This window comes from Oceanicella actignis (assembly GCF_900111545.1).
Lineage (GTDB): Bacteria > Pseudomonadota > Alphaproteobacteria > Rhodobacterales > Rhodobacteraceae > Oceanicella > Oceanicella actignis.
Genome location: NZ_FOHL01000010.1, coordinates 89495 through 110435, shown reverse-complemented (window position 1 = coordinate 110435; position 20941 = coordinate 89495). Strand labels below are relative to the sequence as shown.

General features: G+C 72.1%; 18 protein-coding genes. 3 read left to right on the top strand and 15 right to left on the bottom strand.

Translation table 11 applies throughout. The features are described from left to right. Positions 1-33 precede the first annotated feature (33 nt). Positions 34-1962: an RNA polymerase sigma factor RpoD gene (rpoD, locus tag BMW67_RS13955; RefSeq protein ID WP_072748276.1), complete on the top strand. Its 1929-nt coding sequence runs from the start codon at positions 34-36 to the stop codon at positions 1960-1962. A gap of 33 nt (positions 1963-1995) precedes the next feature. Here rpoD and BMW67_RS13950 read toward each other — a convergent pair whose 3' ends face one another. The 7 genes from BMW67_RS13950 to BMW67_RS13920 form a co-directional block, all read right to left on the bottom strand. Continuing rightward, positions 1996-3042, bottom strand: coding sequence for a GGDEF domain-containing protein (locus BMW67_RS13950; RefSeq protein WP_072748275.1), 1047 nt, complete (start codon positions 3040-3042; stop codon positions 1996-1998). Between the two features lie 79 nt (positions 3043-3121). Continuing rightward, entirely contained in the window at positions 3122-3886 is a 765-nt protein-coding gene (locus BMW67_RS13945; protein WP_072748274.1) for a glycosyltransferase family 2 protein, read from the bottom strand. 8 nt (positions 3887-3894) lie between these two features. Beyond that, positions 3895-4956, bottom strand: a complete 1062-nt coding sequence (locus tag BMW67_RS13940; protein ID WP_072748273.1) for a threonine aldolase family protein — start codon at positions 4954-4956, stop codon at positions 3895-3897. Continuing rightward, positions 4956-5429 carry a YcgN family cysteine cluster protein gene (locus BMW67_RS13935; protein ID WP_072748272.1) on the bottom strand — a complete coding sequence of 158 codons (474 nt, stop codon included), beginning with the start codon at positions 5427-5429 and terminating at the stop codon, positions 4956-4958. The genes BMW67_RS13940 and BMW67_RS13935 overlap by 1 nt, the downstream gene beginning before the upstream one ends. 70 nt (positions 5430-5499) lie before the next feature. Next, positions 5500-6444 (bottom strand): bifunctional riboflavin kinase/FAD synthetase, encoded by a 945-nt coding sequence (locus tag BMW67_RS13930; protein ID WP_072748271.1) that lies wholly within the window; start codon positions 6442-6444, stop codon positions 5500-5502. A 35-nt stretch (positions 6445-6479) separates the two neighbouring features. Then, on the bottom strand, positions 6480-6923 hold the full coding sequence (locus tag BMW67_RS13925) for a MaoC family dehydratase (RefSeq protein WP_072748270.1): 444 nt from the start codon (positions 6921-6923) through the stop codon (positions 6480-6482). A 217-nt stretch (positions 6924-7140) separates the two neighbouring features. Next, entirely contained in the window at positions 7141-7977 is an 837-nt protein-coding gene (locus tag BMW67_RS13920; RefSeq protein ID WP_072748269.1) for a protein-disulfide reductase DsbD domain-containing protein, read from the bottom strand. Between the two features lie 614 nt (positions 7978-8591). Here BMW67_RS13920 and BMW67_RS13915 point away from each other — a divergent pair. Further along, on the top strand, positions 8592-9230 hold the full coding sequence (locus BMW67_RS13915; RefSeq protein ID WP_256598403.1) for a YqgE/AlgH family protein: 639 nt from the start codon (positions 8592-8594) through the stop codon (positions 9228-9230). A 68-nt stretch (positions 9231-9298) separates the two neighbouring features. Here the strand turns inward: BMW67_RS13915 and BMW67_RS13910 are convergent, their stop codons facing one another. The 7 genes from BMW67_RS13910 to cysQ all read right to left on the bottom strand — a co-directional run bounded on the left by BMW67_RS13910 (position 9299) and on the right by cysQ (position 16056). Further along, positions 9299-9991 (bottom strand): SDR family NAD(P)-dependent oxidoreductase, encoded by a 693-nt coding sequence (locus BMW67_RS13910; RefSeq protein ID WP_245728538.1) that lies wholly within the window; start codon positions 9989-9991, stop codon positions 9299-9301. Between the two features lie 35 nt (positions 9992-10026). Beyond that, entirely contained in the window at positions 10027-11535 is a 1509-nt protein-coding gene (locus tag BMW67_RS13905) for a phosphomannomutase/phosphoglucomutase (protein WP_072748268.1), read from the bottom strand. Between the two features lie 56 nt (positions 11536-11591). After that, the gene (kdsA, locus tag BMW67_RS13900; RefSeq protein ID WP_072748267.1) at positions 11592-12452 is read right to left on the bottom strand and encodes a 3-deoxy-8-phosphooctulonate synthase; all 861 of its coding nucleotides are present in this window, start codon (positions 12450-12452) and stop codon (positions 11592-11594) included. A gap of 81 nt (positions 12453-12533) precedes the next feature. Next, the gene (galE, locus tag BMW67_RS13895) at positions 12534-13517 is read right to left on the bottom strand and encodes a UDP-glucose 4-epimerase GalE (RefSeq protein WP_072748266.1); all 984 of its coding nucleotides are present in this window, start codon (positions 13515-13517) and stop codon (positions 12534-12536) included. Between the two features lie 4 nt (positions 13518-13521). Further along, entirely contained in the window at positions 13522-14418 is an 897-nt protein-coding gene (gene galU / locus BMW67_RS13890) for a UTP--glucose-1-phosphate uridylyltransferase GalU (RefSeq protein ID WP_072748303.1), read from the bottom strand. A 61-nt stretch (positions 14419-14479) separates the two neighbouring features. After that, positions 14480-15277, bottom strand: coding sequence for a 3-deoxy-manno-octulosonate cytidylyltransferase (locus BMW67_RS13885; protein WP_072748265.1), 798 nt, complete (start codon positions 15275-15277; stop codon positions 14480-14482). Then, positions 15274-16056 (bottom strand): 3'(2'),5'-bisphosphate nucleotidase CysQ, encoded by a 783-nt coding sequence (gene cysQ, locus BMW67_RS13880; RefSeq protein ID WP_072748264.1) that lies wholly within the window; start codon positions 16054-16056, stop codon positions 15274-15276. Before cysQ ends, BMW67_RS13885 begins: the two co-directional genes overlap by 4 nt. Before the next feature lie 307 nt (positions 16057-16363). Between cysQ and ileS the strand changes: the two genes are divergently transcribed. After that, complete coding sequence (ileS, locus tag BMW67_RS13875) at positions 16364-19267, top strand: isoleucine--tRNA ligase (protein ID WP_072748263.1); 2904 nt, start codon at positions 16364-16366, stop codon at positions 19265-19267. 294 nt (positions 19268-19561) lie between these two features. On the opposite strand, the gene BMW67_RS13870 is transcribed toward ileS, so the two are convergent. Continuing rightward, positions 19562-20755, bottom strand: a complete 1194-nt coding sequence (locus BMW67_RS13870; protein WP_072748262.1) for a pyridoxal-phosphate-dependent aminotransferase family protein — start codon at positions 20753-20755, stop codon at positions 19562-19564. Positions 20756-20941: the final 186 nt, after the last annotated feature.

Genomic DNA, 20941 nt, shown 5'->3' with positions numbered 1-20941 from the left:
CCTGGCGGAACGGTCGGCCAAGCGGAGACGTACATGGCGGCCAAGGACACCGAAAACGACAAGCCCGAAGATCAGGACGACGCCGAAGGCCCGATGCTCGACCTGAGCCAGGCGGCGGTGAAGAAGATGATCGCCGCCGCCAAGGCGAAGGGCTTCATCACGATCGACGAGCTCAACCGCGTGCTCCCGCCCGAGCAGGTCTCCTCCGAGCAGATCGAGGACGTGATGGCGCTGCTGTCCGAGATGGGCGTGAACGTCGTCGAGGAGGAAGAGGCGGAGGCCGAGGAGGAGGAGGAGAAGGGCGGCGAGGTGGCCGTCGCCGCGACGCCCTCCGAGACGCTCGACCGCACGGACGACCCCGTGCGCATGTATCTGCGCGAGATGGGCTCGGTCGAGCTGCTGTCGCGCGAGGGCGAGATCGCCATCGCCAAGCGCATCGAGGCCGGCCGCTCGACCATGATCGCGGGGCTTTGCGAAAGCCCGCTGACCTTCCAGGCCATCACCATCTGGCGCGACGAGCTGCTGGAGGAGAAGATCCTTCTGCGCGACGTCATCGACCTTGAGTCCACCTTCGGCGCGCATATGGAGGAGGACGAGGAAGAGGACGTCGACGCCGCGCCCGCCGAGGGCGCCGCCGCGCCCGCCGCGGCGTCGGGCGACGACGACGAGGAGGACGAGGACGAGCGCGCGAATCTGTCGCTGGCGGCGATGGAGGCGCAGCTCAAGCCGCGCGTGCTCGAAACGCTCGACCGCATCGCCGAGGACTACAAGCGCCTGCACGAGATGCAGGTGCAGCGCATCTCGGCCGCTCTGTCCGAGCAGAAGACCTTCACCCCCCAGCAGGAGCGGGAATACCAGCGCCTGCGCGCCGAGATCGTGCAGCTGGTCAACGAGCTGCACCTGCACAACAACCGCATCGAGGCGCTGGTCGACCAGCTTTACGGCATCAACCGCCGGCTGATGACGCTGGAAGGCTCGCTGATCAAGATGGCGGACGCGGCCAAGATCGACCGCAAGGCCTTCATCGAGGAATACCGCAACTCCGAGCTCGATCCGGGCTGGATCGACCGCGTCGCCACGCTCAAGGGCAAGGGCTGGGCGCAGTTCGTCGAGCGCAACCGCGACCGCATCGAGGCCGTGCGCCGCGAGATCGGCGAGATTGGGCGCCATGTGGGGGTGGACATTCCCGAGTTCCGCCGCATCGTCCAGACCGTGCAGAAGGGCGAGAAGGAAGCGCGCATCGCCAAGAAGGAGATGGTCGAGGCGAACCTGCGGCTGGTCATCTCGATCGCCAAGAAATACACCAACCGCGGCCTTCAGTTCCTGGACCTGATCCAGGAGGGCAACATCGGCCTGATGAAGGCGGTGGACAAGTTCGAGTATCGGCGCGGCTACAAGTTCTCGACCTATGCGACGTGGTGGATCCGCCAGGCGATCACGCGCTCGATCGCGGATCAGGCGCGCACGATCCGCATTCCCGTGCACATGATCGAGACCATCAACAAGCTGGTGCGCACCAGCCGGCAGATGCTGCACGAGATCGGGCGCGAGCCCACGCCCGAAGAGCTGGCGGCCAAGCTGCAGATGCCGCTCGAGAAGGTGCGCAAGGTGATGAAGATCGCCAAGGAGCCGATCTCGCTCGAGACCCCGATCGGCGACGAGGAGGACTCGCAGCTGGGCGATTTCATCGAGGACAAGAACGCGATCCTGCCGCTGGACGCCGCGATCCAGGCCAACCTCAAGGACACGACGACGCGCGTTCTGGCCTCTCTGACCCCGCGCGAGGAGCGCGTGCTGCGCATGCGCTTCGGCATCGGCATGAACACCGATCACACGCTCGAGGAAGTCGGTCAGCAATTCTCGGTGACGCGCGAGCGCATTCGCCAGATCGAGGCCAAGGCGCTGCGCAAGCTCAAGCATCCCAGCCGCAGCCGCAAGCTGCGCAGCTTCCTCGACGGCTGAAGCGGGCGCCGCGCCCCAGCCGGGGCGCGGCCCTCAGGCGGCGCTCGCCACGCGGTTGCGTCCGGCTTCCTTCGCCTTGTAGAGCAGCTCGTCGGCGCGCTTGATCAGCGCGGCGGCGTCCTCGCCTTCGCGAAGCTGCGTGACGCCCACCGACACGGTCACCGTCCCGAGGCGTTCGCGGGTTTCGGCGACGACGAAGCTTTTCGCCGCCAGCTCCTGCCGGATCTTTTCGGCGATGTGGCGCGCGCCCATCAGGTTGGTCGCCGGCAGGACCATGGCGAATTCCTCGCCGCCGAAGCGGGCCGGCGTGTCCTTTCCCTTGAGGTTGAGCTTGAGGATGCGGGCGAATTCCTTGAGCACCGAGTCGCCCACGGCGTGTCCGTATCGGTCGTTGAGCTGCTTGAAGCGGTCGATGTCGGCCAGCGCGAAGCACAGCGGGCCGCGTTCGGGCGCCGCGGCGATTTCGGCCTCGAGCACGGCGTCCAGCCGCCGGCGGTTCGGGAGCTGGGTCAGATGGTCCAGATAGGCCGCTTCGCGCAGATCCTTCAGATCGCGCGACAGATCCTCGATCTTTCGCCGGGCGGCGCGAAGCTGGGAGGTCAGATCGCTGGTTTGCGCGGCGTGGGCGCCGGTGACCTCGATCAGCGACTCGGCGGCCTCGCGCACGGTCGAGGCGCGCGAAAGCAGGTTCACCCCTTCGCGGATGCGGGTGAGGGCGCCCATGAAGCGCGCATCCTCGGTCTCGCGCCGCGCCAGGCGTTCGACCACCTCGCCCATTTCGCCGTCCAGCGTCTGGCCCAGCGACAACAGCCGCACGGGGGCCGCGCCAAGGGCGAGATGCTCTTCATAGATGCGCTCGATCGCCGACAATGCGGGGGATTCGTCGCGTTCCAGCAGCGCGCCGACGGCGTTGCGCAACCCTTCGGGCTCGCCGCGCACATAGCCATAGAGCACCTCGAAGACGCGCGGCGTGGGGGGCAGCCGCCTTGCGTGGGCAAGGTCGAGGGCCTTGCGCGCCAGGGCCTCCTGCGCCTCGAAATCCTCGTCGAAGCCGGTTTCGCTTTTGACCAGCGCCGCCATGTCGATCCTCCGTCGCACCCCGGGCCGCGCGGGGCGCGGCATCCGATTCGCAGGGTAGGGCGGCTTTTCTTACGCGCGGTTAATCGGCGCTCTCTTCGCGTTCGATCAGCTTGACGATGCGCAGGAAGCGCGCATGCGCCAGCGCGACCGAGAAGGCGAAGCCTTTCCAGCCGCCCAGCGCATGGCCGCGCAGCAGATAGGTCTTGAGGAAGACGTAGGGGAACTCGACCGCCAGGCGGGCCTTGAGCAGCCACAGGGGCCGGCGCCGCGCCGCCTGGGCCTGGAAGGTGGTGTAGGCGTTCTGCTTCTGGATCAGCGCGTGCCAGGTCAGGAACGGATAGTGCCACAGCGCGCCCCTGAGCTGGCGCGGCGGCGCCAGGGTCTCGACCCGGTCGAAGAGCGGGTGGTCGCGGTAGCGCCCGGCCTCGACATGGTAAAGGCGCACGACGTTGTAGTCGTTGGCCAGCGGGCGCGGGCGCGCGTCGCCCGGATAGACGTTGAGGATGCGCACCTTCCAGGCCGAGGGCGGCTCTTCGCGCACCACGCGGCGGATCTCTTCGGCCAGCTCGGGGGTGACCACCTCGTCCGCGTCGACGTTGAGCAGCCAGTCATGGCGGCATTGCTCTTCGGCGAAGCGCTTTTGCGGGCCGTAGCCGCGCCAGTCGCGCACGAAGACGCGCGCGCCCAGCCGCTCGGCCAGTTCGGGCGTGCCGTCGGTCGAGCCCGAATCGACCACCACCACCTCGTCCGCCAGGCCGCGCAGGGCCTCGATGGCGCGAGGCAGGCGCGCGGCCTCGTTCTTGGCGATGATGAAGGCCGAGAGGCCGGGGCGTTCGCGCGCCATGGGCCGCCTCACCCGCGCAGGGCGGCCAGAAAGGCGTCGATGTCCTCGTCGGCGGTGTTCCACGCGCAGACCAGGCGGCAGCCGATGGGCTCGTCATCGGGGCCGTCGGGGGCGGGTTCGTGCGGCCAGGGATAGTAGCGCGCCCCCGCCGCCTGCAGCCGCGCATGCACCGCGCGCGGAAGGGTCGGAAAGACCATGTTCGCCTCGACCGGATGCGGGATCTGCGCCAGCCCCGAGGCGCGCAGCCCCTCGGCCAGGCGGTCGGCCGCCGCGTTGGCGCGGGCGGCAAGCTCGAGCCACAGCCCGTCTTCCAGCCAGGCGGCCAGCTGCGCCGAGGCGTAGCGCATCTTGGACAGAAGGTGGCCGCCGCGCTTGCGCCGCAGCTCGAACTCCCAGCCGCGGCGCTCGGCCTCTTCGCCGAAGAAGACGACCGCCTCGACCCCCAGCGCGCCGTTCTTCGTCGCGCCCAGCGACAGCGCCTGAACCCCCGCCTTCCAGGTCAGCTCGGCGGGGCTGACGCCCAGCCGCGCCGCCGCGTTGGCGAAGCGCGCGCCGTCCATGTGCAGCGGCAGATCCCACGCGCCGGCGATGTCGGCGATGCGGCGCAGATCCGCCGGGCGGTAGAGCGTGCCCAGCTCGGTCGCCTGCGTCACCGTCACCGCGCCGCGCTGCACGTTGTGCACGCCCGCATGGCAGGCCTGCGCCAGCCGCCGCTCGAGCGCCTCGGGGTCGATGCGCGCATGCGCGCCGGGGATCAGCCACAGCGTCGCGCCGCCCGTGTAGAAGATCGGCGCGCCGCACTCGTCCTCCTGCACATGGGCGTGTTCGTGGCAGCAGATGGCCGCCCAGGGCGGGCACAGCGTGGCCAGCGCCAGGCTGTTGGCCGCGGTGCCCGTGACCACCGGCAGGACGACGGCCTCGGGCGCCTCGAAGATCTCGCGCACAAGGGCCGTGGCGCGCGCGGTCCACGGATCGGCGCCGTAAGAGCCGGCGGGGCCTTCGTTGGCGCGGGCCAGGGCCTCGAGCACGGCGGGGGCCGCGGGGGCCGCGTTGTCGGAGCTGAACCACATCACAGCATTCCTTCGATCAGGTGGTCGGGCAGATCGTCTTCGTCCACCTCGTATTCGGGCGCCGAGCCCTGCACCGCCACGCCCGCCCGGCGCACCGATTCGGGATCGCCCGAGATCAGCGGGTGCCAGTCGAACAGCGGCTTGCCCTCGGCCAGAAGCCGATAGGCGCAGGTCGCGGGCATCCAGTCCTTGATCTCGTCGATGGTCTGGGGCGAAAGGATCACGCAGCCGGACACCAGCGCCTTGCGCCGCGCATAGGCGCCGCAGCGGCGGGTTTCGGGGTCGAACAGGCGGCAATGGACGTTGGCGTAGGCGACGGTCCCGTCGTCTTCATCCTCGAGCTTGAGCAGGCAGCAGCGCCCGCAGCCGTCGCACAGCGATCCCCACTGCGCGCGCGTCATGCGCGCAAGCGGCGTCGTGCGCCAGAAGGGTTCGGCGTCGGGCGCGGCGGGCGAGGGGCGTTCTGCGGTCATGGGCGGCAAACGAGCACAACGCGCGCCGCAGGTCCAGAGGGCTTGCGGCCCCCGTTCGGACGCGCTCGCCTCAGCTTGCGGCGACGCTTGCCGCGGCAAGGCGGCGGCGCGCCTCGGCGCAGTCCTCGCGCATGCGGGCGATCAGCGCCTCCACATCGTCGAACTTCTCTTCGGGGCGGATGAACGAGACCAGCGCCACCGAGATCTGCGCGCCGTAAAGATCGCCCGAGAAATCCAGCAGATGCACCTCGAGATTGGGCGCGTTGATGCCGAAGGTCGGGCGCACGCCGATGCTGGCCGCGCCCTGCCGGACGCCCCGGAACGGGCCGTCCAGCACCTCGACCAGCACCGCATAGACGCCATGGCGCGGAACCAGCAGCCTTTCGAGCGACAGGTTCGCCGTGGGAAAGCCCAGCTCGCGCCCGCGCTTGTCGCCGTGGCGCACCTCGCCGTCGATGCGGTGCCAGTGGCCCAGCATGCGGCGCGCATCCTCGGGGCGGCCCTCGAGCAGGGCGCGGCGGATGGCGGTCGACGAGATCTCTTCGCCCGCAGGGCCGCGCACCAGCCCCGCGGCGCGCACCTCGAAGCCCAGCTCGTCGCCCAGCCGGCGCAGGGTTTCGGCGTCGCCCGCGCGGCCCTTGCCGAAGCGGAAATCGGCCCCGACCACCACCCGCTTCACGCCCAGAGCCTCGGCCAGCACCTTGCGCGCGAACTCCTCGGCGCTCAGCGCGGCAAGGGCGGCGTCGAAGCGCAGCTCGAACAGGCGCTCGACGCCCAGCTTCTCGAGCCGATGGGCGCGCGCGGCCGCGTTCATCAGGCGAAAGGGCGGCGCGTCGGGGGCGAAGAACTCGCGCGGGTGGGGCTCGAAGGTGATCACGCCCAGCGGCGCGTCGGGCGCGCGCGCCAGGTCGATGACCGCCTGGTGGCCCAGATGCACGCCGTCGAAATTGCCCAGCGCCGTCGAGGCGCCGCGATCTTCGGGCCGAACCTGCTCGAGGCCGCGGATGATGCGCATGAAATCCCCCGCCGGGGCGGGGCGAGCCCGCCGCTTCAGTCGAACTTGCGGGACGGCGCCAGCACCAGCGCCTCTCCCTTCAGCACGACCGTATCGCCCACGCGGCAGACGCAATCAAGGGTGACGCGGCGCCGCGCATGGTCGATGGCAAGGACGGTGACGCGCGCCTCGACCGTGTCGCCGGGGCGCACGGGGGCCAGGAACTTGAGCGTCTGGCCCATGTAGACGGTGCCGTGGCCGGGCAGCTGCTCGCCGATCACGGCCGAGATCAGGCCCGCCGTCAGCATGCCATGGGCGATGCGCCCGCCGAAGATGGTGTCCTGCGCGTAGGACTCGTCCAGATGCACGGGGTTGCGGTCGGTCGAGACCTCGGCGAACAGCTCGATGTCGCGATCGGTCACCGTCTTGCGCAGGTGGCGCGACATGCCGATCTCGAGATCCTCGATGCAGATCGTGCCGCGGGGCAGGTTGTCGAGCATGTCGGTCTCTCCTGACATGGGTGGCGGCCCTTGGGCGGCGAGGCGCCGCGTTGGAATGCTGCGATGCACAAGGGATAGCGCGGGGCGGCCGCGTTTGCAAGAATATTGCGCAATATTGCGTCACGAAATCGCCGGGTGCGGCAATTTTGTTGCCGCGGCCGGGCAGGCGCGCGGTTCGGTCCCCGTCCTGGTCCCGGTCCTCGTCCTGGTTCGCCGCTCAGCCCGCCGGGCAGCCCGTCAGCTCGAAAAAGCCCGAGCCCGCCAGCACCGTCACCCGCACCGCCGAGCGCGCCACCCACAGCGCCGGATCGTCCAGCAAGGCGTCGGCGGCGATCTCGATTCCCTCGGCGGCGGGGCTGACGCGCGGCGGGTCGAACCACACGCCCTCGGGGCCCTCGACGACCACGGCCGGCGCATGCGCGCGCATCGCGGCGGGCAGGCGCAGCAGCGCGGTCAGGCGCCGCTCGCCGCCCGCGCCCTCGAGGGCGCAGCGCGCCATGGCGACGCCCGCGCGCGCGGCGTCCTGCGGCCCGTCGGCCAGCGCCGCCGACAACCGCGCGGCCACGGCCTCGGGGGCCGGCGCGCCGCCCGCGGGCAGCTCGAGCGACAGCTCGGCGCTGCCGGGCATGCAGATATCCGAGCACACGCCGTAATCGATCCGCATGCGCAGCCGCATGGGCCTGTCCGCGCGCTCGGGCGCCAGCGCCAGGGGCAGGGTCATCGCGTGCTTGTAGCCCAGCGTGAGCATGCCGAAGCTCTCGAACGCGTCGGGCCGCGGCCACAGGGCCTCGGCGCGGGCCAGGTTCTCGGACCCGCTCCAGTCGATGCGCGGCGGCACGCCCGCCTCGCCCGGCGCGCGCCAGTAGGTCTTCCACCCATCGGCCAGATCCATCAGCAGCGCCGCCATGGGTCGGCCGTCGGCCGTGCGCCCCGCGGGCACAAGGCGCAGCGTCGCGGGCGCGCCCTGCTCGGCGCGGGCGGCGGGGGGCGGCAGCGCGGCGGCGGCCATCGCGGCGACGGCCAGCCCGAGCGCGAGGCGCGCGGCGCGGGCCATGAGCCAAGGGGCGGATCCTGGGGCGGAGCGGGGCGGACGTCGCGTTCTCATGCGACAGAGATAGCGCGCTGCGCCGCCGATCGCGAGGGCGCCGCGCGCACAATGAAGTGAGCGGGGCGGCGAGCGGGGTGGTGCGCGGGGCGGTCGGCGGGCGCGCGCGGGAGCGATCTTGCGCCGCCCGCCCAAGGGGGCGCCTTCGGGACGGGCAGCGGCCGCAGGGGCCGTGAGGCGGCCGACGGCGCGCGGGCAGGGGGGAGCCCCAACGCTCTATGAGGCCATGAACGCCAAGCGTGCGGCCTCCGACGGCGGGAGCAGGCGGCGCCGTTCCCGCGTCGGCCGCGACCGCGGGGCGGCGAGCGGTTGCCGCCCGAGCGGGCGCGCGGCGAGACAGCGCCGCGACAGGCGCCGCGGCTGCGCCCATGGGCGGCCGGCGCGGGAGCGTCGAGCCCAAGCCTTGCGGGTGCTCAGGCGCGGCGCCCGAAGCCGGCGCGAAGCCGCGCCGCCCTGGCCGTCGGTCCGGGGAGCGGGCGCGAAGCCGCGCCGCACGGGCGTTCGGGATGGGCGCATGGGGCGGCAATTTTCGCGCGCACAAGCGTTGACCATTGATTGCGGGCGTGCGCGACCCCATCATCAAGGGCATGAACACGAACCCGCATGATCCCGCCGCGCCCGCAAGCGCCACGGCCCGCTCGGGCGCCGACAGTCTGGAGGGCCGGATGCTTCTGGCCATGCCCTGCCTGGCCGATCCGCGCTTTTCGCACGCGGTCATCTACATGTGCGCGCATAACGAGGACGGCGCCATGGGCCTGATCGTCAACAAGCCCGCGCCGGATCTGAAGTTCGCCTCGCTGCTCAAGCAGCTGCGCATCGCGCCGGGGCCGCGCACGCGCGATCTGAAGGTGCATTTCGGCGGTCCGGTCGAGATGGGCCGCGGCTTCGTGCTGCACAGCGACGACATGCGCCTGCCCGAGGGCACGCGCGAGCTGTCGGGCGGGCTTTGCCTGACCGCCAGCGTCGAGATCCTGGAAAGCCTGGCCAATGGCGGCGGCCCGCGCGAGGCGCTGCTGGCGCTGGGCTATGCGGGCTGGGGGCCGGGGCAGCTCGAGGCCGAGCTGGCGCAGAACGGGTGGCTGGAATGCCCGGCCGATCACGACCTCATCTTCGATCCCGACGACGCGCGCAAATGGGAAGCGGCCATGCGGCGCATCGGCGTCGACCCGGCCCTGCTGTCCAGCGAGGGCGGCCACGCCTGAGCCGGGCGCCGGGGCGGGCGCGGCGCCCCGCCCCGCAAACGCCCCGCACGCATATCCCCCATGGCCCCTCAGAACGGAATCAGCCGCCCTTCGTGATCCTCGAACAGGCCGGTGCGCGCCAGGGTGAGCGCGTCGAAGCGCGCCAGCAGATCGCGCGCGCTGCGCTCGGGCGTCAGCGCCGCGCGCGGGCCGCCCATCTCGGTCGCCACCCAGCCGGGATGCCACACGCCCACGGCCAGCCCCTCGGGCGCCAGCTCGCGCGACAGGTTCAGCGCCAGGTTCGCCGCCGCCGCCTTCGACGCGCGATAGGCGTAGGCGTCGCCCGACGCCGCCGCGCTCGAGCCCATGCGCGAGCCGATCACCGCGATCTTCCCGCCGGGGCGGCGCATGCGCGCGCGAAAGGCCCGCACGACGAAGAAGGGCCCGGCGACGTTGGTGATCAGCGTCTCGCGCCAGGCCCGGGCGTCGAGCGCCGGATCGTCCAGCCCGCCGCGCCCGATGAACACGCCCGCATTGCACACCAGAAGATCCGCCTGACGCGCGCCCAGCTCGCGCGCCGCGCGATCGCACGAATCGGGGTCCGTCACGTCCAGCGCCGCCGCGCGCACCCGCCCCCCCGACCGCTCGCACAGCGCCGCAAGCGCGGGCGCCGCGTCGGGGCGGCGCGCGCAGGCCAGCACCTCGTCGCCGCGCGCGGCGGCCTGCCGCGCCAGCTCAAGCCCGATCCCGCGGCTTGCGCCGGCGATCACCATCAGCGCCATGTCGTTTCCTCCGCAATGCGCGCCGGCGGCGGCGCTCAGATCTTCTGGTCGTAGTCGCCGATCTCGGGCTGCTCGGCCAGGATCGCGTCCAGATCGGCGAAGATCGCGCGCATCTCGTCCTCGCTGTCGGGGCTTTCGCACACCACCACCAGGTTCGGCGTGTTCGACGAGGCCCGCACCAGCGCCCAGGCGCCGTTCTCGAGCATGGCCCGCGCGCCGTTCACCGACACGATGTCGGCGATGCGCCGCCCGCCCAGCGCGCCGCCCGACGCGGCCAGGGCCTCGAGCCTCGCGCGCACGCGCGCGACCACGTCGTATTTGACCTCGTCCGGGCAGAAGGGCGACATGGTCGGCGTGCTCCAGGTGCGCGGCAGCGAGCGGCGCAGATCGGACATCGACGCGTCGGGGCGACGGTCGAGCATGCGGCAGATCTCGATCGCCGCGCGCAGGCCGCAGTCATAGCCGCGGCCGATGGGGTCGGCGATGAAGTAGTGGCCCGATTTCTCGAACCCCGCCAGCGCGCCCAGCTCGCGCACGCGGCGCTTCATGTGGCTGTGGCCGGTCTTCCAATACTCGGCGCGCGCGCCCAGCTCGCGCAGCTCGGGATCCGAGACGAAAAGGCCCGTCGACTTCACGTCCGCCACGAACACCGCGCCCGGATGCGCGCGGGCGAATTCGCGCGCCAGCAGCACGCCCACCTTGTCGGCGAAGATCTCTTCGCCCTCGTCGTCGACCACGCCGCAGCGGTCGCCGTCGCCGTCGAAGCCCAGCGCCAGGTCGGCGCCGCTTTCGCGCACGGCGGCGGCCATGTCGCGCAGCATCTCGAGCGCCTCGGGGTTGGGGTTGTAGTTGGGAAAGTCGTAGTCGAGCGTGCAGTGGCGCTCGATCACCTGCGCGCCGATGCGCCGCAGCGCCTCGGGCGCGAAGGCCGAGGCCGTGCCGTTGCCGCAGGCGCACACCACCTTGAGCGGCCGCGTCAGGCGCAGGCCGGCGGTCAGATCGTCCAGATACGCCTCGCGCAGCCCGTCGACCCGCGTCAGCCGCCCGCCCGGCCGCTCGACGCCCTGACCCTCGAGAACGATCCGCCGCAGGCGCGCCATCTCTTCGGGGCCGTGGGTCAGGGGGCGGTCGAAGCCCATCTTGACCCCGGTCCAGCCGTTGGGGTTGTGGCTGGCCGTGACCATGGCCACGGCGGGCGCGTCCAGGTGGAACTGGGCGAAATAGGCCATGGGCGTGACGGCGGGGCCGATGTCCAGCACCTCGACCCCCGCCTGCATCAGCCCGATGCTGAGCGCCTGCTTCACCGCCAGCGAGTAGCTGCGGTAATCGTTGGCGACGACGATGCGCGGCGCCAGGCCCGCTTCGTGCATCTGCGTGCCGATTCCCAGCCCCAGCAGCTGCAGCCCCGGCAGGTTGATCTGGTCGGGATAGCGCCAGCGCACGTCGTATTCCCGAAACCCGGCGGGGTCGATCATGGGCTCGCGCAGCTCGTCCCAGGTGTTGCGCGCGACCTCGGGGCGGGGGCGAGGGGATGAGTCGGTCATGGCGGCTCCTGCGCGAATGGGCGGCGGGATCGAGGGACGGGATCGAGGGACGGGGTTCAGGGGCGCGGGATCGGCCGCTCCTTGGCCATGCGGTCGAAGGCCGCGAGGTCGGCGATCAGCTCGGGCATGCGCGCGAGCGGGATCATGTTCGGCCCGTCCGAGGGCGCGGCGTCGGGGTTCTCGTGCGTTTCGACGAACACCGCCGCGACGCCGACGGCGACGGCCGCGCGCGCCAGCACGGGCGCGAACTCGCGCTGCCCGCCCGAGGCGCCGCCCAGCCCGCCGGGCTGCTGCACCGAATGGGTGGCGTCGAACACCACCGGATAGCCCGTCGCCGCCATCTGGGGCAGGGCGCGCATGTCGGTGACGAGGGTGTTGTAGCCGAACGAGGTTCCGCGCTCGCACAGCAGGATGTTCTCGTTGCCGGTGGCGGCGATCTTGGCGGCCACGTTGGGCATGTCCCACGGCGCCAGGAACTGGCCCTTCTTGACGTTGACGGCGCGGCCCGTGCGCCCCGCCGCGATCAGAAGGTCGGTCTGGCGGCACAGGAAGGCGGGGATCTGCAGCATGTCCACCGCCTCGGCCGCGGGCGCGCACTGGTCGGGCAGGTGCACGTCGGTCACCACCGGGCAGCCGATGCGCGCGCGCACCGCGGCCAGGATCTCGAGCCCGGCCTCCATCCCCACGCCGCGCCTGCCCGAAAGCGAGGTGCGGTTGGCCTTGTCGAAGCTGGCCTTGAACACGTAGCCCAGCCCCGCATCGTCGCAGATGCGGGCCATGCGCTCGGCGATCATCAGCGCGTGGTCGAGAGATTCGAGCTGGCACGGCCCGGCCAGCACCGCCAAGGGCAGCGCGTTGCCGATGCGCACATTCGCGACCTGCACCACCCTTTGTTCTGCGCCTGTCCCTGCGGTCATGTCGTCCCCATCAGCGTGAATGCGTGTTCGCGCGTCGCGCGCGGCGGCGCGCCGCCGCCCCCGCGGTCGAAGGCCCGGCGGTCAAGGGCCGAAGCCCCCCGAGCAGCGCCAGCGCCAGGCGTCGGCAATCATGCGCTCGAGCGTGGACAGGCGCGGCTCCCAGCCCAGCTCGGCGCGCGCGCGCGATCCGTCGCACACCAGCCGCGACGGATCGCCCGGCCGGCGCGGCGCGTCGCGCACCGGCACGCGGCGGCCCAGCACGCGCTCGGCGGCCTCGATCACCTCGCGCACCGAGTGGCCGCGCCCGACGCCCAGATTGAGCCGGATGCCCCGCGCGCCGCCCATCAGCCGCTCGAGCGCCAGCAGATGCGCCTCGATCAGGTCCCACACATGCACGTAGTCGCGCACGCAGGTGCCGTCGGGCGTGTCGTAGTCGCGCCCGAAGATCGACAGCGCCTCGCGCGCGCCGGCGGCCGCGTCCAGCACCAGCGGGATCAGATGGGTCTCGGGCTGATGGCGTTCGCCGATCTCGGCCTCGGGATCGGCGCCGGCCACGTTGAAATAGCGCAGCGCCGCCGTGCGCAGCCCGTGGGCGGCCTCGAAGTCGTCCAGCATCCGCTCGACCGCCAGCTTGGACGCGCCGTAGGGGTTGATGGGGCGCTGGGGCTGGTCCTCGTCGATCAGCTCCACATCCGGCTCGCCATAGGTGGCCGCGGTCGAGGAGAAGACGATCGCGCGCACCCCCGTCTCGACCATCGCTTCGAGCAGGTTGAGCGAGCCGCCGACGTTGTTGCGCCAGTAAAGACCCGGGCTGCGCACGGATTCGCCCACATTCGAGAGCGCGGCGAAGTGCATGACCGCGTCCGGCCGCGCCTGCGCCAGCGCCGCGCGGGTGGCGTCGAGATCGTTCAGATCCGCCTCGATCAGCGGGCCGAAGCGCACCGCCTCGCGCCAGCCCGTGCGCAGATCGTCCAGCGCCACCGGCTCGTGGCCGGCCGCGCGCAGGGCCTTGCAGGCATGCGCGCCGATATAGCCGGCGCCGCCCGTCACCAGGATCCGCGCCATGGCGTCACTCGGCCGCGTCGGCGCGCGCGACGCCGTCGCGCAGGAAGGCGGTCAGCTCGTCGCGGAATTCGGGGCGCGCCAGGCCGAAGGCGACCGTGGCCTGCAGGAAGCCCAGCTTCGAGCCGCAATCGTAGCGCCGCCCCTCGAACATGAAGCCATGCACCCGCCCGCCGCGCAGCGCCTCGGCGGCGATGGCGTCGGTCAGCTGGATCTCGCCGCCCGCGCCCACGCGCTGTTCGTTGAGGATGTCGAGCACCGAGGGCGTCAGGATGTAGCGGCCGATCACCGCCAGGTTCGAGGGCGCGCGCTCGGGCGCGGGCTTTTCGACCATCGAGCGCACCCGCGCCAGCCGTCCGTCGCGCGATTCGACGTCCAGAACGCCATAGGCCGAGATGGCCGCGCCCTCGACCTCCATCGCCGCGACCATGCAGCCGCCGGTCTCGCGATGGGCGTCCACCATCTGCCGCAGGCAGGGCGCGCCGGGGGCGTCGATCACGTCGTCGGGCAGCAGCACGGCCACGGGCTCGTCGGCGATCAGGCGGCGCGCGCACCACACCGCATGGCCAAGGCCCCGCGCCTCGGTCTGGCGCACATAGGCGATGGCGCCGCTGTCCATGTTCGATTTCTCGACCTCGGCCAGAAGGTCGTATTTCTTCTTCAGGCGCAGCGTGCGCTCAAGTTCGGGGGCGGTGTCGAAATAGTCCTCGAGCGCCGACTTGCCCCGGGCGGTGACGAAGATGAACTCCTCGATCCCGGCCGCGCGCGCCTCGTCGATCGCATACTGGATCAGCGGCTTGTCCACCAGCGGCAGCACCTCCTTGGGGATGGCCTTGGTCGCCGGCAAAAACCGCGTGCCCAGTCCCGCGACGGGAAAGATCGCCTTGGTCACTCGCTTGCGCATCTCGTGCTCCAAATTGCGCGGCCGCGGCCGCATGGCCCCCTGCGCCGGGCGCGGGGCGAAATCATTCGATCCCGGCTTGCGCCAGCGCGCGCTCGACGCGCTCGACGTCCGCGGGGTTGTTCAGCTCCCAGAATACGCGGCCGCGGGATTCGACTTCGACGCACAGCATGCGCGCGCCGTTCTCGAGAAAACGAAGCTGCTCGAGCCCCTCGCACCGTTCCAGCTCGCCCTCGGGCCAGGCGGCGTATCGGCGCAGCGCGTCAGGAGTGTAGGCGTAACAGCCCACATGATGGAAGACGGGAATGCGCTCGTCCGGCGCAAAGCTGCGCCCGGTCCAGGGAATGACCTGCTTGGAGAAGTAGAGCGCGTTCATCGCCCGGTCGAAAACGGCGGTGGTGCCGCCCACGCGCCCGGCCATGCGGTCCTCGAGAAAGCTGCGATGGGCGGCCGCGTCGCAGCGCAGCACCGGGGTGGCGGCCTCGGCGCCCGAGCGCAGCATGGCCGCGATCAGCGCCTCGACGAACCAGGGCGGGGTCAGCGGCGCGTCGCCCTGAAGGTTGACGACGATGTCGGGCGCGGCCAGCTGCCCGAGGGCGGCGGCGCAGCGCTCGGTGCCGTTGCGGCAGTCGGCGGGGGTCATGGCCACGCGCGCCCCGAAGCCGCGCGCCGCCTCGGCGATGCGCGCGTCGTCGGTGGCGACGACGACCTCGGTCGCGCCGCGCACCTGCATCGCCGCCTCCCAGCTGCGGCGGATCAGCGGCTTGGCCTTGCCGCCGGCGCCGCGCAGCGGCTGCAGCGGCTTGCCCGGAAAGCGCGACGAGGCGTGGCGGGCGGGAATGACGATCGAGACGCGCGTCACAGCGGCTTCACCTCCACCCCCGGGGCGTAGCAGATGAAGAAGGGGTTCTCGTAGCCCGGCTTGCCGTAGGCGAGCGGGCCGCTTCCGTCCAGCCGGTCGACCCTGGCGCCGGCGGCGGCGGCCACGGCGTGGCCGGCGGCGGTGTCCCACTCCATGGTGCGGCCGAGGCGCGGGTAAAGGTCGGCCTCGCCCGCCGCCACCAGGCAGAACTTCAGCGACGAGCCCGCCGAGACGAAATCCTTCACCGCGTAGCGGGCGATGTATTCGTCGGTGGCCGCGTCGCGGTGCGACTTGGACGCCACCACGCGCAGCGCCGCGTTGTCGGGCGCGGCGACCGAGATCTCGCGCGCAAGGCCCTGCGCGGGGCGCGCCTCGACGGCGCGGCCCTGGGCGTCGACGTAGAACATGCGGTCGAGCGCCGGCGCGTAGACGACGCCGCGCGTGGGCGCGCCGTTCTCGACCAGGGCGATGTTGACGGTGAACTCGCCGCGGCGCTTGACGAATTCCTTCGTGCCGTCGAGCGGATCGACGATGAAGAACCGCTCGGCGCTCAGCGCGTGGCTCTCGGTCAGCTCCTCGGTGACGACGGGGATGTCGGGAAAGGCGTCGCGCAGCCCGGCGCGGATATGCGCGTCGGCGCGCTCGTCGGCGATGGTGACGGGGCTGTCGTCGGCCTTCAGCGCGACCTCGAATTCGGGGCCTTCGTAGACCTGCATCACGATCCGCCCGGCCTCGGCGGCCAGGCGGTTCAGCGTCGCGGCGACGGCGGCGTAATCCATGCTCTGCGCTCCGTTTCGTTTCGCGGCCCTTTTTACCCGGATCGCGCGGCAAGTCCATGGCCGGCGGGCGGCGCGATCAACCGGGGCGCGAAGGGGCGCGGCGGGGCTTTGCAAGCGCGCCCGCGCGGGTCTATAAGCGCGCGCATGAGCCAGCTTCACACGCGCGATCCGGCCCTGGCCGTCCGAATTATCCGCCCGGCCTCCTGATCGATCGGGAGAGCCGGGACAAGGCGCATGCGAGACGCGCGCCGCCCTTGCCGGAAGACGGCAAGGCCTCAGCCCCCCTTCATGACGACGGACGATCAAGATGTGCGCAGACGACGCAAGCCCCGCGGCGCCCGACTACAAGTCCACCCTGTTCCTGCCCCGCACCGACTTTCCCATGCGCGCCGGCCTGCCCAGGCGCGAGCCCGAATGGCTGGCCCGCTGGGAGCGGCTGCGCATCTACGACCGCCTGCGCGAAAAGAAGGGCCGCCAGCCCTTCGTGCTGCATGACGGCCCGCCCTACGCCAACGGCCATCTGCATATCGGGCACGCGCTGAACAAGGTGCTCAAGGATTTCGTCGTGCGCTCGCAGCAGATGATGGGCCGCGACGCGCGCTACGTGCCCGGCTGGGACTGCCACGGCCTGCCCATCGAGTGGAAGATCGAAGAGCGCTACCGCGCCGCGGGCATGAACAAGGACGAGGCGCCGGTCAACGAGTTCCGCGCCGAGTGCCGCAAGTTCGCCATGCAGTGGGTCGAGATCCAGCGCGAGGAGTTCAAGCGCCTCGGCGTCGCCGGCAAGTGGGACGACCCCTATCTGACCATGGATTTCGAGGCCGAGGCGGTCATCGCCGAGGAGTTCATGAAGTTCGTCATGAACGGCGCGCTCTACCAGGGCTCGAAGCCGGTCATGTGGTCGGTGGTCGAGAAGACCGCCCTGGCCGAGGCCGAGGTCGAGTATCACGACCATGTCAGCCCCGCGGTCTGGGTGCGCTTTCCCGTCGCGCGCGGCGCGCGCGAGGACGCGGCGGGCGCGGCGGCGGTGATCTGGACCACCACGCCCTGGACCATCCCCTCGAACCGGGCGGTGGCCTACAACCCGTCGGTGGAATACGGGCTTTACCGGGTGGACGAGGCGCCGCAGGACAACTGGGTCAGGGCGGGCGATCTGCTGCTGCTGGCCGATGCGCTGGCCGAAGAGACCATGCGCGCCGCGCGCGCCGGCGCCTGGACGCGGCTGCGCGCGGTCGCGGCCGACGAGCTGGCCGGGATGGTCTGCGCGCATCCGCTGCGCGGCGCCCCCGGCGCGGCGGGCGAGTGGGACTACGACGTGCCCATGCTGCCGGGCGAGCACGTCACCGACGACGCCGGCACGGGCTTCGTGCATACCGCGCCCAGCCACGGCGCCGACGACTACCTTCTGGGCCTGCGCCACGGCCTGCCCATGACCCACAACGTCGAAGAGGACGGCACGCTGCGCGCCGACATGCCGCTGTTCGGCGGCGCCGTGATCTTCGACCAGAAGGGGCGCGAGGGCGACGCCAACCGCCGCGTGATCGAGGCGCTGGCCGCGCAGGGCGCGATGGTGGCGCGCGGGCGGGTGACGCATTCCTACCCGCATTCCTGGCGCTCGAAGGCGCCGCTGATCTTCCGCAACACGCCGCAATGGTTCGTGGCCATCGACCGCCCGCTGGACGACGGCAAGGGCGAGCTGGGCGACACCATCCGCCAGCGCGCCCTGGCCTCGATCGACCGGCTGGTGCGCTTCCGCCCCGAGACGGGCCGCAACCGCCTGCGCGCGATGATCGAGACGCGCCCCGACTGGGTGCTGTCGCGCCAGCGCGCCTGGGGCGTGCCGCTGACCTGCTTCATGCGCCGCCTGCCCTCGGGCGAGGTCGAGCTGCTGCGCAACCCCGAGGTCAACGCCCGCATCGCCGCCGCCTTCCGCGCCGAGGGCGCCGACGCCTGGTTCCGCGACGACGCCAAGGAGCGCTTCCTCGGCGGCGTCGAGGGCGTGAACCCCGACGAGTGGGAAAAGGTCGAGGACATCCTCGACGTGTGGTTCGACTCGGGCTCGACCCACGCCTTCGTGCTGCGCGACCGCCCCGACGGCGTCTGGCCGGCGGATCTTTACCTCGAGGGCACCGACCAGCATCGCGGCTGGTTCCAGTCCTCGCTGCTGCAGGCCTGCGGCACCGTCGGGCGCGCGCCCTACAAGGGGGTGCTGACCCACGGCTTCACGCTGGACGAGAAGGGCATGAAGATGTCCAAGTCGCTCGGCAACACCGTGGCGCCCGAGGACGTGATCAACCAGTATGGCGCCGACATCCTGCGGCTGTGGGTGGCGCAGTCCGACTACTCGGCCGATCTGCGCATCGGGCCCGAGATCCTCAAGAACGCCGCCGACAGCTACCGGCGCCTGCGCAACACCATGCGCTTCATGCTCGGCGCGCTCGACGGCTTCGACGAGGCCGAGCGCGTGGACCCCGCCGAGATGCCCGAGCTCGAGCGCTACGTGCTGCACCGCCTGGCCGAGCTGGACGAGGAGGTGCGCGCGGGCTACGAGGCCTACGCCTTCTCGACCGTGTTCCAGAAGCTGTTCCACTTCTGCACGGTCGATCTGTCGGCCTTCTACTTCGACATCCGCAAGGACGCGCTCTATTGCGATGCGCCGGACAGCCTGCGCCGGCGCGCCTGCCGCACCACGCTCGACCTGCTGTTCCACCGGCTGGTCACGTGGCTGGCGCCGATCCTGTGCTTCACCATGGAAGAGGTCTGGCTGGCGCGCTTCCCCTCCGAGGACGACTCGGTGCATCTGCGCGACTTCCCCGACGCGCCCCTGCCGCGCGACGAGGCCCTGGCCGCGCGCTGGGCGCGGGTGCGCGCGGCGCGGCGCGCGGTGACCGGCGCGCTCGAGGTCGAGCGGCGCGAGAAGCGCATCGGCGCCAGCCTCGAGGCGGCGCCGCGGGTGCATGTGGCCGACAATGACCTGGCGGCGTTGCTGGAATCGCTCGATTTCGCCGAGGTCTGCATCACCTCCGGGATCGAGCTCGTTCCCGGCGAGGGGCCGGCCGACGCCTTCCGCCTGCCCGACGTCCCCGGCGTCGCCGTCGAGCCGCGCCGCGCCGAGGGCGACAAGTGCCTGCGCTGCTGGAAGATCCTGCCCGATGTCGGCCGGCACGCCCATCCGGGCGTGTGCGGGCGCTGCGACAAGGCGCTGGGCTGAACGCGGCGCCGCCGGCCCGCCTCGCCCGGCGCGGCGCGGGACCGGCGGCGGAGCGGCGCCGGGGCGCGTTCGGGGGCGTCGGGGGATGACGAAAGCGGCCGGCGGCGTCGGTCGTGGCCGGTCGGGAACGGCGCCCCTGCGCCGCGCCGCCGCCCAGCCGCCCGAGGCCGGGCCGCCTCCGGGTCGGCCCTTGCGTGAAGCCGCGCCAGCCTTGGCGGCCCGCCCCGCCCCCCATCGACGGCCCCCATCGACCCGACCGGCGGCCCTCGTCACGCCCCGGCGCGGGGCCGCGCGTCAGCGGCCGTCCTTGTCCATGTGGCGCGCGATGGTCTCGGCCGCCGCCGCCAGGCCGCTGCGCAGCGGCGCGCCCTGGGCGATCAGCGCCGCCTCGGCCGCGCCCAGCGCCCCGAGGATCATGGGCGGGTTCAGGTGCCCCATATGGCCGATGCGGAAGGCCTGCCCGGCGAAGGGCCCCAGCCCCACCCCCAGCACCAGCCCCAGCTCGCGATGGGCGCGCAGGCGCATGGCCTCGGCGTCCACCCCGCGGGCGAGGATCGTCGTCACCACGTCCGAGCGCTGCTCGGGCGCCAGCACGTTGAACTCGAGCGCGCCGCCCTCGGCCCATCCTGCCACGCAGGCGCGCACCGCCTCGGCCAGCGCGCGATGGCGCCGCCAGGCGGCCTCGAGCCCCTCTTCGCGCAAGAGCATGGTCAGCGCCTCGCGCAGGGCGAACAGGTGATGGGTGGGGCAGGTGCCGCAGAAGCGTTGGTAGAAGAGCTCGGGCTCGGCGCGCGCGCGCCAGTCCCAGTATTGGGTGACCAGATCGCCCTGCGCGGCCCAGGCGCGCGGGCCGACCCAGACGAATCCCAGCCCCGGCGGGGTCATCAGCCCCTTCTGCCCGGCGCCCACCATCACGTCCACGCCCCAGGCGTCCATCTCGAAGGGGATCGAGCCCAGGCAGGCGATGCAGTCCACGCAAAGCAGCGCCGGATGCCCCGCCGCGTCTATCGCCGCGCGCAGCGCCGCGACGTCGTTCAGCGCCGAGGACGCGGTGTCCACCTGCACGGTCAGCACCGCCTTGATGCGCCGCTCCTTGTCCGCGCGCAGCCGGTCCTCGAGCGCCTGGGGATCGACCGCGCGCCGGCCGTCCGTGGCGATCAGCTCGACCTCGACGCCCATGCGCGCGGCCATCTCGCCCCAACCGGCGGCGAAGCGGCCGGCGTCGAGGACCAGCGCCCGCTCGCCGCGCGAGAAAAGGTTGGCGATCGCCGCCTCCCACGCGCCATGCCCGTTGGCCACATAGATCACGGGGCGCGCCTGGCGCGTGCGCGCCAGCTCGGCCAGATCGGCCAGCACGCTTTCGGTCAGGGCGATGATCTCGCCCTCGTAGATGTTCGGGGCGGGGCGGTGCATGGCCGCCAGAACGCGGTCGGGAATGACCGAGGGGCCGGGAATGGCGACGAATTCTCTGCCGAAACGGAGCGACATGACGGGCCTTTCGCATTGCGGGTCTGGCGTTCGCGCTCCAGCTAGGCCATTTTCGGCGCCCGCGGCAAGGCGCGCGGAACCCGTCCGGCCGCAGGACCCGGCGCGGGCGCCGCATCCGGGCGCCGCGGCGGTCGGCGGCGACGGCCCGCAGGCCCCGCGCGCGGGCGCGGCGCCGCCCGCAGGGCG

Excerpts from the sequence above, each read along its gene's own strand:
- rpoD (WP_072748276.1), top strand. The coding sequence starts at position 34 with ATGGCGGCCAAGGACACCGAAAACGACAAGCCCGAAGATCAGGACGAC.
- BMW67_RS13950 (WP_072748275.1), bottom strand. The coding sequence starts at position 3,042 with ATGGCGGCGCTGGTCAAAAGCGAAACCGGCTTCGACGAGGATTTCGAG.
- BMW67_RS13945 (WP_072748274.1), bottom strand. The coding sequence starts at position 3,886 with ATGGCGCGCGAACGCCCCGGCCTCTCGGCCTTCATCATCGCCAAGAAC.
- BMW67_RS13940 (WP_072748273.1), bottom strand. The coding sequence starts at position 4,956 with ATGTGGTTCAGCTCCGACAACGCGGCCCCCGCGGCCCCCGCCGTGCTC.
- BMW67_RS13935 (WP_072748272.1), bottom strand. The coding sequence starts at position 5,429 with ATGACCGCAGAACGCCCCTCGCCCGCCGCGCCCGACGCCGAACCCTTC.
- BMW67_RS13930 (WP_072748271.1), bottom strand. The coding sequence starts at position 6,444 with ATGCGCATCATCCGCGGCCTCGAGCAGGTTCGGCCCGAAGATCGCGGC.
- BMW67_RS13925 (WP_072748270.1), bottom strand. The coding sequence starts at position 6,923 with ATGCTCGACAACCTGCCCCGCGGCACGATCTGCATCGAGGATCTCGAG.
- BMW67_RS13920 (WP_072748269.1), bottom strand. The coding sequence starts at position 7,977 with ATGGCCCGCGCCGCGCGCCTCGCGCTCGGGCTGGCCGTCGCCGCGATG.
- BMW67_RS13910 (WP_245728538.1), bottom strand. The coding sequence starts at position 9,991 with ATGGCGCTGATGGTGATCGCCGGCGCAAGCCGCGGGATCGGGCTTGAG.
- BMW67_RS13905 (WP_072748268.1), bottom strand. The coding sequence starts at position 11,535 with ATGACCGACTCATCCCCTCGCCCCCGCCCCGAGGTCGCGCGCAACACC.
- kdsA (WP_072748267.1), bottom strand. The coding sequence starts at position 12,452 with ATGACCGCAGGGACAGGCGCAGAACAAAGGGTGGTGCAGGTCGCGAAT.
- galE (WP_072748266.1), bottom strand. The coding sequence starts at position 13,517 with ATGGCGCGGATCCTGGTGACGGGCGGCGCCGGCTATATCGGCGCGCAT.
- galU (WP_072748303.1), bottom strand. The coding sequence starts at position 14,418 with ATGCGCAAGCGAGTGACCAAGGCGATCTTTCCCGTCGCGGGACTGGGC.
- cysQ (WP_072748264.1), bottom strand. The coding sequence starts at position 16,056 with ATGGATTACGCCGCCGTCGCCGCGACGCTGAACCGCCTGGCCGCCGAG.
- ileS (WP_072748263.1), top strand. The coding sequence starts at position 16,364 with ATGTGCGCAGACGACGCAAGCCCCGCGGCGCCCGACTACAAGTCCACC.
- BMW67_RS13870 (WP_072748262.1), bottom strand. The coding sequence starts at position 20,755 with ATGTCGCTCCGTTTCGGCAGAGAATTCGTCGCCATTCCCGGCCCCTCG.